The sequence below is a fragment of the Kitasatospora sp. NPDC028961 genome (genome assembly GCF_055564815.1).
Genome location: NZ_JBVHVO010000001.1, coordinates 867,338 through 880,464 on the forward strand (window position 1 = coordinate 867,338; position 13,127 = coordinate 880,464).

Sequence of the window (13,127 nt, forward strand, 5' to 3'; positions counted from 1 at the left end):
GTCGCGGTGACGGCAGGTGGAGGAGGGGGAGCGGTCGCCGATGGGCGTGCAGGACCGGCCGGGGACGGCCGAGGGTGAGCGGCTGCTGGCCGGGCGCTACGAGCTTGGTGACCGGCTCGGCCGGGGCGGCATGGGCACGGTCTGGCGGGCCTGGGACCGGATGCTGGACCGCGAGGTCGCGGTCAAGGAGCTGACCGTCAGCCACCTCCCCGAGGAGGAGCTGCAGATCCTGAACGCCCGGATGAAGCGCGAGGCCAGCGCCGCCGCCCGGATCAAGCACCCCGGCGTGATCACCGTCCACGACGTGCTGGAGCAGGACGGCAAGCCGTGGATCGTGATGGAGCTGGTCGACGGCCGCTCGCTGGCCGATGTGATCAGCCAGGACGGCACCCTCTCGCCGCGCGCCGCCGCCGAGGTCGGCGGCCAGGTGCTGGCCGCGCTGCACCGCGGGCACCAGCTGGGCGTGCTGCACCGGGACGTGAAGCCGGCCAACGTGCTGCTGGAGCGCGGCACCGGGCGGGTGGTGCTGCTGGACTTCGGCATCGCGACCTTCGAGGGCTCGACCGAGCTGACCCGCCCGGGCGACCTGGTCGGCTCGCCGGACTACCTCGCGCCGGAGCGCGCCCAGGGCGAGCGGCCGGGCCCGGCCTCCGACCTGTGGGGCCTCGGGGCGACGCTGTACGCGGCCGTGGAGGGCGACTCGCCGTTTCGCCGGACCTCGCCGCTGACCACGCTGGCCGCGGTGGTCGGCGAGCCGCTGCCGGAGCCGAAGCGATCCGGGGCGCTGGGGCCGGTGCTGGCCGCGCTGATGGCCAAGGACCCGGCCGAGCGGCCGAGCGCGGACGAGGCGGCCCGGATGCTGGCCGAGGTGAAGGCCGGGCACACCATGGGCTTCAAGCCCGTCGCGCCGGTCAAGACGCCCACCCAGTCGGTGCCGGTGGTCGACCGCACCGACGCGCCGGCCGGGCCGGTCCCGGCCGGCGACTCCGAGGGGCCGACCACGCCGCAGCCACCGGTACACGCCGCGGGGGACGCCGAGCGGCCGGGTACGGGGCCGCTGGGGCCCGCCGGACCGGCCGTGCTGTCCGGGGCGCATGCCGCCACGCCCATGTCGGGGGCGCATGCCGCCACGCCCATGTCGGGGGCGCATGCCGCCACGCCCATATCGGGAGCGCACGCCGCCACGCCCACGCCGGGAGCGCACTCCGTTTCGCCCGCGCGTGGCCCGGCCAGGCGCCGGGCCGTGCTGCGGGTCGCCGCGATCGCCCTGACCGTCGCGGTGGTGGCCGCCGGGGCGACCTTCCTCGCGACCCGTGACCGGGGAGCCCCGGAGCCCGGTCCCTCCCCGACCGCCACCGGCTCCGGGACGCCGCAGCCCACCGCGTCCGGCGACACCGATCCCCCGCCCACCGGCTACCGCTGGGTGGACGACCCGGCGGGCTTCCGGTTCCCGCTGCCGGTGGCCACCCCGGCCTGGCAGCGCAGCACCGACACCGCGAACCAGATCTTCTACAGCCCGGACAACAAGACCCACTACCTCCAGTTCGCCGTCACCGTCGGCCAGTCGGTCAAGCCGCTGGAGCACCTGCGGCAGATGGAGACCACGGTCTCGAAGCTGAAGGAGTACCGCCAGCACAAGCTGACCAGCGTCCTGGTGAACGGCCACGACGCGGCGGTCTGGGAGTTCAGCTACGCGGCCAAGGAGGGCGGCCGGCGGCGGGCGATAGAGGCGGAGTTCATCGACCGCGACGGGACGGGCTACGCCATCTACCTCTCCAGTCCGGACACGGACAAGGACTGGCCGGAGGGGGAGCAGCGGTTCAACGCGGTGCTCAAGGACTTCACGCCCACCCGCTGAGCCCGCCCCACCGGGTCGGCGGGCTCCCGGCCGGGCTGCGGCGCGCCGACATTCTTGTTACCGACGGGTACCGAACCGGCCGTCGAGCGCCTAGGCTGCGCCCCATGACGGACCTCACAGCAGATGCCACGGTCTCCGAGCAGCCCGGCGCCGGCGCCGCGGACCGCAACCCCGCCGCCCCCGGCGGTGGCCGTACCGTCGCCGCGGCCGTTCCGCCCTCCCTGGTCACCCGCCTCGCCGCCGGGGTCACCGCGGCGGGCGAGCCGGACCTGGTGGAGACCGTCGCCCCGCTGACCGGTGAGCCGCTGGCCGCCCTGCCGCGCTCGACCCCGGCCGACGTCGAGGTCGCCTACGAGCTGGCCCGGCGTGCCCAGCCGGTCTGGGCCGCGCTGCCGGTCCGCCGCCGCGCCGCCGTCCTGCTGCGCTTCCACGACCTGCTGCTCAAGCGCCAGGACGAGGTGCTGGACCTCATCCAGGCGGAGACCGGCAAGGCCCGGCTGCACGCCTTCGAGGAGGTGCTGGCCGTCGCCATGGCGGCCCGGCACTACGGGCGCGCCGCGCACGGGTACCTGCGCGACAAGCGGCACGGCGGGGCGCTGCCGGTGCTCACCCGGGCGGTCGAGGCCCGCCGCGCCAAGGGCGTGATCGGGCACATCTCGCCCTGGAACTACCCGCTGGAGCTGTCCATCGGCGACGCGCTGCCCGCCTTCGTGGCGGGCAACGCGGTGGTCAACAAGCCGGACACGCAGACCGCGCTGACCGCGCTCTGGGCCCGCGAGCTGCTGATCGAGGCCGGGCTGCCGGCCGACCTCTGGCAGATCGTGATCGGTGACGGCCCGGTGGTCGGGCCGGCCGTCGTCGAGCACGCCGACTACGTCTCGTTCACCGGCTCCACCCGCACCGGTCGCGAGGTCGCCCAGCGCGCCGCCGCCCGGCTGGTCGGCGCCTCGCTCGAACTCGGCGGCAAGAACGCCATGCTGGTGCTCGCCGACGCCGACCTCGACCGGGCCGCCGAGGGCGCCGTCCGGGCCTGCTTCTCCTCCGCCGGCCAGCTCTGCATCTCGATCGAGCGGCTGCTGGTGCACCGCTCGGTGGCCGACGCGTTCCTGGCGAAGTTCGCCGCGCGCACCCGTGCGCTGCGGCTCGGCGGCGGCCTCGCCTACGGCGCGGACATGGGGTCGCTGGTCTCGGTGCGACAGCTGGACGCCACCACCCGGCACGTGGAGGAGGCGGTCAAGGCCGGCGCCACGGTGGTGGCCGGCGGCCGCGCCCGGCCGGACCTCGGCCCGTTCTTCCACGAGCCGACCATCCTGGACGGGGTCACCCCGGAGATGGCGGTCTGCTCCGAGGAGACCTTCGGCCCGGTGGTCTCGGTGTACCGCTTCGACACCGAGGACGAGGCGGTGGCCATCGCCAACTCCACGCCGTACGGGCTCAACTCCAGCGTCTGGACGAAGGACGGCCGGCGCGGCCGGGCGATCGCGGCGCGGCTGCGTACCGGCACGGTCAACGTCAACGAGGGCTACGCGGCGGCGTACGGCTCGGTCGGCTCGCCGATGGGCGGGATGGGCGAGTCCGGGCTCGGCCGGCGGCACGGTGCCGAGGGCATCCTGCGGTTCACCGAGGCGCAGACCATCGCCAGCCAGCGGGTGATGCCGCTCGCGCCCGCCTTCGGCCTGGACGACCGGCAGTTCGCCGCGGTGTTCACCGGCGGGCTGCGGGTCCTGAAGGCGCTGCGGTTCAAGTAGTCCCCTCCGGTCCGGCCCGAGGGCCGGACCGACCGGCGGAGCCGCCCGGCCCGGGCGCCCGGCCCCGAAGTCCGTTCGTATCCCGAAGGAGCAGTGGCACATGGTGGCGTCCCGCGACGAGGCGGACTTCGACTACGACGTGGTCGTGATCGGCTCGGGCTTCGGTGGTTCGGTCTCCGCGCTGCGGCTGACCGAGAAGGGTTACCGGGTCGCCGTCCTGGAGGCCGGGCGGCGCTTCGAGCGCGAGGAACTGCCCCGGAACTCCTGGGACCTCGCCAAGTACCTGTGGGCGCCCAGGCTCGGCCTGTACGGCATCCAGCGGATCCACCTGCTGGCCAATGTGATGATCCTGGCGGGCGCCGGGGTCGGCGGCGGCTCGCTGAACTACGCGAACACCCTGTACGTGCCGCCGAAGGCGTTCTTCGAGGACCGCCAGTGGCGCCACATCACGGACTGGCAGGAGGAGTTGGCGCCGTTCTACGACCAGGCGCAGCGGATGCTCGGGGTCCGGCTCAACCCGACCGTCACCCCGTCCGACGTCCATCTGAAGGCGGCCGCCGAGAAGATGGGCGTCGGGGACACCTTCCACCTGGCCCCGGTCGGGGTCTTCTTCGGCGACGGGAAGGACTCCGACGGCGCGGTCGGGGCGGCGCCCGGCGAGGAGGTGGCCGATCCGTACTTCGGCGGGGCCGGCCCGGCCCGGCGGGCCTGCGTGGAGTGCGGCGAGTGCATGACCGGGTGCCGGCACGGGGCCAAGAACATGCTCACCGAGAACTACCTGTACCTGGCCGAGCGCGGTGGCGCCGAGATCCACCCGCTCACCACGGTGGCCCGGATCCGCGAGCACGGCGAGGGCTTCGCGGTGGACGTCCGCCGGACCGACGCCCGCTCCACGACGGACCGGGTCAAGGCGGGCGCGCGGACGATCACCGCCGCCCGGGTGGTGGTCGCGGCCGGCACCTACGGCACCCAGTCGCTGCTGCACCGGATGCGCGACGGCGGCCACCTGCCGCGGCTCTCCGCCCGGCTCGGCGAGCTGACCCGGACGAACTCCGAGGCGCTGGTCGGCGCGCAGACGACCGACCGGCGCTACGGCAGCCGGGCGGACTTCACCAAGGGCGTCGCGATCACCTCCTCGATCCACCCGGACGCGAACACCCACATCGAGCCGGTGCGCTACGGCAAGGGCTCCAACGCGATGGGCGCGCTGTCCATCATGCAGGTCAAGGGCGGCGGGAAGGGCCCCCGCTGGCTGCGCTACCTGGGCACGGCGGCCCGCCACCCGGTGACCTTCGCGCGGTCGATGAACCAGCACCGCTGGTCGGAGAAGACCATCATCGGCCTGGTGATGCAGTCGCTGGACAACTCGATCACCGTCTCGCTGAAGACCAAGGGCCTCGGCAAGGGCCAGCTGACCTCCACCCAGGGCCACGGCGCGCCCAACCCGAGTTGGATCCCGGCGGCCGAGCAGGGCGCCCAGGCGCTGGCCGCCGAGATCAACGGGTTCGCGGGCAGCACCGTCGGCGAGATCTTCGACATCCCGATGACCGCCCACTTCCTCGGCGGCTGCCCGATCGGCGACTCCGCCGAGACCGGCGTGGTCGACCCGTACCACCGGCTCCACGGCCACCCCGGGATCAGCGTGGTGGACGGTTCCGCGGTCTCCGCCAACCTCGGGGTGAACCCCTCGCTGACGATCACCGCGCAGGCCGAGCGGGCCATGTCGATGTGGCCCAACAAGGGCGAGGCGGACGGCCGCCCGGCTCCGGGCGAGGCCTACCGGCGGGTCGCGGCGGTGGCGCCGGTGCGTCCGGCCGTGCCGGCCGGGGCCTTCGGTGCGCTGCGACTGCCGCTGCTCGCCGTTCCGGTGGTGCCCAAGAAGCGCGACCCGGAAGCCTCCTGACGCTCCGCCGGTCCGATGGGCAGCCGTGGCCGGTGCCGGTTGACAGCCGTCCGGGCACGATGGGATAAACGGGCTCCCTGGGGGGACCAGGGAGCAACCGTTCACGGGGGGTTCGGGGTCCATGGCCATCTGCGCATCGTGCGGCGCGGCTTCGGGGGAGGGGGCGCTCGGATGTGCCTCGTGCGGGCGGCCGCTGCTGCCGCCGCCCCCGCCGCCCGTCCCGCCCGCGGCACCGCCCGCCGGGTTCACGCCTCCGCCGCCCGCCGCACCACCGGCCCCGCCCGCCTTCGCGCCGCCGGCGGTGGGCAGTTGGGGCACCGGCCGGCCCTACGACCCGGCCGCCGCGCGCCCGGCCGTCCTGCGGGGGCTGACCGGCGCGGACTGGCGGCCGGCGTTCAAGGTGATGATCGCGCCGACCGCGGTGCTGTTCCTGGCGGCGCTGATCGCGGCGGTCCCGGACGACTACACCTTCTTCTACCTGTTCCGGGCGCCGTCCTTCGGCGAGCGCTTCGGTGGTGCGCTGGCCCTCGCGCTGGCCGCCCTCGGTGCGCCGTTCGAGTTGGGCTTCACCGGCGGGGGCCGGTACGGGGACGGTGGCGGCGAGGCGCTCGTCCGGGCGGTGCCGATGACGGTCACCGCGCTCTGGCTGCTCGCGCTCTGGATCGGTCTGCGGGCCGCCGCGCGCCGTCGCCAGGCCGGTACCGGTGAGCAGTGGACCAGCCGGCAGGCGGCCGCCGAGGCGCTGCGGACCGCGGTGGCCGCGGCGGCGGTGACCCTGCTGATCGGCCTGGTCGCCGGCGCCGACTGGCACCCGGGGACCTCCGACGGCCGGTTCGACGTGGACGACTACGCCGGCTCGTTGGGCGGGGTGACGTACTCGGCCGACTCCGGCTGGCTCCAGGCGGTCGGCTGGACGGCGCTGCTCGCCGGGCTGGTGGCGTTCGCCGTCCACGGGACGGACGCGCTGCGCTGGGCGGCCTGGCGCAACCGGGCGGTACGCGGCTGGGCGGTGGCCGCGCTGGCGGCGGGTCGTGCGCTGACGATGACGATCGGCCTCGCCTCGCTGGTCGGCTTCGTGCTGATCGCCGTCCAGGGCGAGGGCGGCGAGGCCGGCGCCTCGCTGGCCGTGCTGCCGAACGTCGGTCTGCTGCTGCTCGGCCTGGGGTCGGCGGCGACGCTGAAGGTGGGCAGCGGCGGGAGCCCCTCCACCGCGGACCCGGACTGGGAGTCCGGCCCGCGTGACAACGGCGAGTTCTCCTTCTTCGACCTGCACGGGGAGAGCGCCGACTGGCGGTGGACCGGCCTGCTCGCGCTGGCCGCGGTGGCCTTCCTCGGGTGGACGGCGTACCGGCGGCGGCTGGACGCGGCCGACCGGCTCCGGCTGGCGGTGGTGTACGCGGCGGGGCTCAGCCTGCTGATGGCGATCGCCGGCGCGGTGGTCTCGACGAGTTCCACCACGACGTACTCCGGGCGGCAGCGGGAGTTCGGCGCCGAGTACGCGGTGGGGCTGGCCTTCGCCACCGTGCTGGCGGTCAATGTGATCTGGGCGGCGGTCGGCGCGCTGGCGGTGCCGCCCTTGCTGGCGGCCACGGGCGGCGGCCGGGCCCAGGCGGTGCCCGGCGCGGCGCCGCAGGACGCGCCGTACCAGTGGGCGCCCGCTCCGGCCCGCGCGCCGCAGGAGGCGGGGATCGCGCCGGAACCCGATCCGCGGCCGGGGGTGAGCGAGGTGATCGGCTCGCACGAGGAGCCGCCGGCGACGCCGTCCGGCGGGGTGCCGCCCGCGCGGTCGCCGGGCGAGGTCGACCCGGTCGACCCGGTCGACCCGGTCGACCCGAGCGTCTGGCGCAAGCAGCAGTAGCGGTCGAGGGGCGCGTGGCCAGCAGCCGCGCGCCCCTCACGCGTCCGTGCGGCTCGGCCGACCGCCGCCGGAACGCGGTCGCGGGCGGGCAGCGGTGGCGTGGGCGGCAGCGGTGGCGCGGCCGGAGCGGTGCGCGCGGTGCGGAACCGGGCGCTCCGCCCCCGAACAGGGCAAAGGGCCCCGCGGGGGAACGGGGCCCTTTGTCGCTCAGCACTCGGCGTCAGGGCTGCGCCGGTGCTGGGGGTGACGGCGCCGGGGGAGGAGCGCCGTCGCGTCGAATGGCTTCTGGGTGGTGCCGGCGCGGCACCGGCATGAGGTGGGCCGGTCGCGCAGGGCGGGTACGCACGCGGCGGGGCGGGCCGGCGCGCATGCCTGCACCGGACTCTCGCTCACGGAGCGTGAGGTGATAATCGTTGCCATCGCGGGTCTCGGAGGCATCGGGACGGCACTCCGCGGGGGGCCTTCGGCTGCCGGGAGAACCTCTTCCAAGCAGCATCGTGCTGGACGAAGGGCTTGCTCGGCAACCGATTCGGCATGATTCGGCACAGTCCATTTTCGTCCCGGCCGGGGCGCGGCGGCCGTTCGGACCGGCTCGGCGGTCCGCCGGGAGGCACGGGGCAGGCGCTGTCGATGATCACCGTGCGTAGTGGTGGTGCTGCAGCGCACAGGGAAGCGCACGGTGGCGCGGGGACGGTGAACGGTGCGCGCCCGGGGCGCGCCGGGGTGCGGCGGCCGGTACCCGGGCGTCCCCGGGGCCGGCCGCCCCACCTCCTTGGGTGTCCAGTCACGGCCGGGGTCGCTGTCCCCTGCTGGCCGGCCGCTGCACCCGCGCGCGGTCCCACGGCGCAGCGCTCCCGGCGGGGCCGGGACAGCGGCTGCGCCACGCGCGCCGGTGGACTGGGATGAGCTCCACGCGTGGTCCTGCTAGCCCGCACGGCGGCGCCCCTGCCGGGGCGGAGGCGGCGCACCTGGCGGGCGCGGCGCGGTCGTGCGTTCGTCAGATGCAACGAAGCGGCCGCCCGGCCGGTCACGGTCTCCTGGACGTGCAGACGAGTGAAACCGGCCAGCCCGGTAGACTCGTGCCCAGACCCCCGCCCGTCGCCGCCGCCGTCCCTCCGGGGGCGTGCTCCGCGACACCTCTAGATACCGCTGCCGGAAGGCCGTCCGTGTCCTCTGCTATTCCCGACCAGTCCGCGCCTGAGACCGACACCGTCCTGGTCGTCGACTTCGGTGCCCAGTACGCCCAGCTCATCGCCCGTCGGGTGCGTGAGGCCCGGGTCTACAGCGAGATCGTGCCGAGCAGCATGCCGGTCGCGGAGATGCTCGCCAAGAACCCGAAGGCGATCATCCTCTCCGGCGGTCCCTCGTCGGTCTACGAGCAGGGCGCGCCGCAGCTCGACCGCGCGATCTTCGAGGCCGGGGTGCCGGTCTTCGGCATGTGCTACGGCTTCCAGCTGATGGCCAAGACGCTCGGCGGCACCGTCGACAACAGCGGTGCGCGTGAGTACGGCCGCACCCCGCTGACGGTCTCCCGCACCGGCTCGACCCTGTTCGAGGGCGTCCCGGCGCAGCACTCGGTGTGGATGTCGCACGGCGACGCCTGCTCCGCCGCGCCCGAGGGCTTCACCGTCACCGCCTCCACCGGGGTGGTCCCGGTCGCGGCCTTCGAGAACGACGAGGCCCGCCTCTACGGCGTGCAGTACCACCCCGAGGTGCTGCACTCCGACCACGGTCAGCAGATCCTGGAGCACTTCCTCTACCGCGGCGCCGGCATCGCGCCGACCTGGACCACCGGCAACGTGGTGGACGAGCAGGTCGCGCTGATCCGCGCCGAGGTCGGCGACAAGCGCGCCATCTGCGGCCTCTCCGGCGGCGTGGACTCCGCGGTCGCGGCGGCCCTGGTCAACAAGGCCATCGGCACCAAGCTGACCTGCGTCTACGTCGACCACGGCCTGATGCGCAAGGGCGAGACCGAGCAGGTCGAGAAGGACTTCGTCGCGGCCACCGGTGTGCAGCTGAAGGTCGTCGACGCGCAGGAGCGCTTCCTGGACGCGCTGAAGGGCGTCAGCGACCCGGAGGAGAAGCGCAAGATCATCGGCCGGGAGTTCATCCGGGTCTTCGAGCAGGCGCAGGCCGAGATCGTGGCCGAGGCCGGCGAGCACGGCGAGTCCGTGGACTTCCTGGTCCAGGGCACCCTGTACCCGGACGTGGTGGAGTCCGGCGGCGGTACCGGCACCGCCAACATCAAGTCCCACCACAACGTCGGCGGCCTGCCCGAGGACCTGCAGTTCCAGCTGGTCGAGCCGCTGCGCAAGCTCTTCAAGGACGAGGTCCGGATGGTCGGCCAGGAGCTCGGCCTGCCGGAGGAGATCGTCCAGCGCCAGCCGTTCCCGGGCCCCGGCCTGGGCATCCGGATCGTCGGCGAGGTCACCAAGGAGCGCCTGGACCTGCTCCGCGAGGCCGACGCGATCGCCCGCGAGGAGCTGACCGCGGCCGGCCTGGACCGTGAGATCTGGCAGTGCCCGGTGGTGCTGCTCGCGGACGTCCGCAGCGTCGGCGTCCAGGGCGACGGCCGGACGTACGGCCACCCGATCGTGCTGCGCCCGGTCTCCTCCGAGGACGCCATGACGGCGGACTGGTCGCGCCTGCCGTACGACGTGCTGGCGAAGATCTCCACCCGGATCACCAACGAGGTCGCCGATGTGAACCGCGTGGTGCTGGACTGCACCAGCAAGCCGCCGGGCACCATCGAGTGGGAGTAGGCACTCCCCGCCGGCCCTGAACCGGCATTGAACGGCCGCGCCGTCGTTCCCGTACACAAGGGAGCGACGGCGCGGCCGTTCGCGGTGGCGGACCGGGGCACCGGGCGCCCGCCGGGTGGGATCTCCCACCGAAAGCGCTCACGAGCGTGCAGAATGCGGACCGGACCTGTCAGGTGATGGCGGGCCGTGAAGGAAGGTGTGAGGGATGTCGGAGGCCAGCAGCTCCGTGGCGACCAGCAGCTCCACGGCGGCGGGCGACTCCACGGTGACCGGCGCGGTGGCGGCGGGCGGCGGCAGGGCCGGGCGACTGGCCCAGCGCAAGGCGGCCGCCTCCCGGTACGCGCTGCTGCCGCTGCGGATCTTCCTGGGCGTCACCTTCGTCTACGCGGCGCTGGACAAGCTCGCCGACTCGCACTACCTGGCCGGCGCGGGCGACCCGGCGTCGTTCGTCTCGCAGACCCAGGCGGCCAAGGGCTCCAGCCCGATCTCGTTCCTGCTCGGAGCCGCGCTCGACGCGCCGACCCTGTTCGCGCTCGCCGTCGCCTTCGGCGAGCTGGCGGTCGGCCTCGGCACCCTGCTCGGCCTCTGGGGCCGGGTCGCGGCGCTCGGCGGCGCGCTGATCAACCTGAGCCTCTGGCTGACCGTCAGCTGGAACGTCTCGCCGTACTACCTCGGCAACGACCTGGCCTACCTGATGGCCTGGACCCCGCTGGTGCTGGCCGGCACCCCGTACCTCTCGCTGGACGGCTACCTGGCCCGGCGGGCCGCCCGGGACCGCGAGCGCGGGCTGCGCGAGCAGCACGTCCGGCGGCGGGCCCTGATGGACGGTGGGATCGCGGCCGTCGCGATCGGCGGCGCCGGGCTGCTCACCGGCTCGCTGACCGCCACCTTCGGCCGGGACAAGAAGGCCGTCGGCCCCTCGGCCGCGCCGGCGCCCGCCGGACCGCCCGTCTCGGTGGACGCCGCGAGCGTCCCGGTCGGCGGCTCGGCCCAGGTCAAGGACCCGGCCACCGGTGACGCGGTCTACATCGTCCAGCCCAAGGCCGGCCAGTACTGCGGGCTCTCCTCGATCTGCACGCACTCCGGCTGCGCGGTCGACGCGCCGAAGAACGGCCAGTTCTACTGCCCGTGCCACGGCTCCCGGTTCGACGCGGCCACCGGCGCGGTGGTCAACGGGCCGGCCACCAAGCCGCTGCCCCGGTACGGGGTCACCAAGGACGGCGACAAGCTGAACCTCGGGCCGCTGCAGAGCTGAGCTGCGCGGCCCCCGCCGGGGCGCGCCCGTTCAGGGCGCGTCCTGGTCCCGCGGCTCCGGACGGCCGCGCCGCACCGCCGCCGCGACCGCCCCGGCCAGCCCGCCGACGCCGAGCACGATGAAGGTCACCGGGATGACGATCCGGCCGTTCACGGAGACGTCGTTGATCGCCGCCACCAGGTAGAGCACCGCGATCACGGTGAACAGGCCTCCCGCGATCAGCGAGAACAGGTCGAGCTGGTGCTTCCTCACGACTGGACCACCTTGATGTCGCCGAGCCCGACCCTCAGCGAGAGGACGAGCGTGCCCTTGGATGCCTGACCGTTCACCGGGTGCAGTTGGAAGCCGCGGGAGCTGTTGCCGCTGACCTCGTCCGACCCGGGCACCTTGACGTTGCCCAGCCCGACCTTGGTGTCCAGGCTCACCGTCACGTCCGGTGGCACCACCACGGTGAGCTGCCCCGCGCCGAGGTCGACGGTGCTGTGCAGGGTGGCACCGGCCGGGTCCAGCCCGCTGAGGTCCAGCCGGCCGTTGCCGAGTCCGAGCGTGTACCGCTCGTCCAGGTCGCCCGCCGAGACGACCGTCCAGTCGCGGTCGCCGACGGCGTTCTGGACCGAGAACGACGAGCCGTGGGTGAACGCCAGCGCCAGGGTGAGCAGCAGGCCCGGGACGACCAGCCGGCGGGCCCGGCCGAACTTGGCGCCCACCAGCAGGGTCAGCCCGACCACCAGCAGCGCGGTGGCCAGTACCGTGCCGGTCACCACCTCGGCGCCGCCGTGGGCGGAGGCCGACCAGACCGCGCTGGCCGCGCCGACCGCCAGGAGCAGCCCGATCAGGCCGAGCGGCGAGCGCTCGTGCCGGCGGTGCACCACCACCGGCCGCGGCGGCGCCGGGGCGGCCGGACCGCCCTTGCGCAGCGGGTCGCCCTCGGGCAGGTCGGGGCGCTGCCACCAGGGCTGCGCGGGGCCGCCGGGAGGAGGCGTGGCGGTTGCGCCGTACGGGTTGCGCTCGGGGTGGCGGGGGTCCCACAGGTAGCCGCTCGGGCCCGCGTGCGGGGTGTCGGCCGGCACCGTGCCGGATGCCCGCTCCCGGGCGTGCCGCTCGCGGGCCCGCTCACCCTCGTCGGTGCGCGGCCAGGAGTGGTCGGCGGCCGGCTCGGCCTCCGGGAACCACCGGTCGTACGGGCCGTGCCGCCGGTCCCGGCCGCGCCGGCGCCCGCGCAGCCGGCCGTGGCGCCGCTCCGGGTCGTAGCGGACCGCCAGGAAGACCAGGGCCCCGAGCAGCAGCAGCGGGAACATGGTGTCCCCGTCGCCCATCGAGGCGAAGAAGACGCCGGTGCCGATCACGGTCAGCAGCACCGCGCCGATCGACTGGCCGTCCACCCGGCCGGTGAGCACCCGCTGGAGCTCGGTGCGGCCGCCCTTGCTGCCGCCCCGGCCGTCCGGGACCGGCTCGGTCGGGATGATCAGCCAGGCCAGCCCGTACAGGAAGAGCCCGAGGCCGCCGGAGAGGCAGAGCACGACCGTCACCACCCGGAAGACCACCGGGTCGATGTCCAGGTGCCGGCCCAGGCCGCCGCAGACCCCGGCCACCACGCGGTGGTGTTCGGTGCGGTTCAGCGGCGGGCGGTCGGGTGCCGGCGGGGCGCTCGTCCCGGTCTCCTGGATGCGGTGGTCCTCGGTCATGCCCACCATCCTGGTGGCTCCGGCGGCGCCGCCCAACCGGTGCGAGCCCTGTCCGTAC

8 protein-coding genes are annotated in these 13,127 nt (G+C 74.8%); 6 read left to right on the top strand and 2 right to left on the bottom strand.

Annotation, left to right across the window (positions count from 1 at the left end; genetic code table 11):
• The first annotated feature begins 40 nt into the window (after positions 1-40).
• From ACZ4UX_RS03965 to ACZ4UX_RS03990, 6 genes are all read left to right on the top strand, one after another.
• Positions 41-1,858 (top strand): serine/threonine-protein kinase, encoded by a 1,818-nt coding sequence (locus ACZ4UX_RS03965; protein WP_465705336.1) that lies wholly within the window; start codon positions 41-43, stop codon positions 1,856-1,858.
• Positions 1,859-1,962: 104 nt separating this feature from the next.
• A complete protein-coding gene (locus ACZ4UX_RS03970; protein WP_329488071.1) occupies positions 1,963-3,606 on the top strand; it encodes a succinic semialdehyde dehydrogenase in 1,644 nt (547 codons plus the stop codon).
• Positions 3,607-3,706: 100 nt separating this feature from the next.
• Entirely contained in the window at positions 3,707-5,509 is a 1,803-nt protein-coding gene (locus ACZ4UX_RS03975; RefSeq protein WP_465705338.1) for a GMC oxidoreductase, read from the top strand.
• 301 nt (positions 5,510-5,810) lie between these two features.
• Positions 5,811-7,367: a hypothetical protein gene (locus tag ACZ4UX_RS03980; RefSeq protein ID WP_465705340.1), complete on the top strand. Its 1,557-nt coding sequence runs from the start codon at positions 5,811-5,813 to the stop codon at positions 7,365-7,367.
• Between the two features lie 1,166 nt (positions 7,368-8,533).
• Positions 8,534-10,129: a glutamine-hydrolyzing GMP synthase gene (gene guaA / locus ACZ4UX_RS03985; RefSeq protein WP_465705342.1), complete on the top strand. Its 1,596-nt coding sequence runs from the start codon at positions 8,534-8,536 to the stop codon at positions 10,127-10,129.
• A gap of 205 nt (positions 10,130-10,334) precedes the next feature.
• Positions 10,335-11,384, top strand: coding sequence for a Rieske 2Fe-2S domain-containing protein (locus tag ACZ4UX_RS03990; protein ID WP_329488063.1), 1,050 nt, complete (start codon positions 10,335-10,337; stop codon positions 11,382-11,384).
• A 30-nt stretch (positions 11,385-11,414) separates the two neighbouring features.
• Here the strand turns inward: ACZ4UX_RS03990 and ACZ4UX_RS03995 are convergent, their stop codons facing one another.
• Entirely contained in the window at positions 11,415-11,636 is a 222-nt protein-coding gene (locus ACZ4UX_RS03995) for a hypothetical protein (protein WP_329488061.1), read from the bottom strand.
• The gene (locus ACZ4UX_RS04000; RefSeq protein ID WP_465705344.1) at positions 11,633-13,069 is read right to left on the bottom strand and encodes a PspC domain-containing protein; all 1,437 of its coding nucleotides are present in this window, start codon (positions 13,067-13,069) and stop codon (positions 11,633-11,635) included. Before ACZ4UX_RS04000 ends, ACZ4UX_RS03995 begins: the two co-directional genes overlap by 4 nt.
• Positions 13,070-13,127 lie beyond the last annotated feature (58 nt).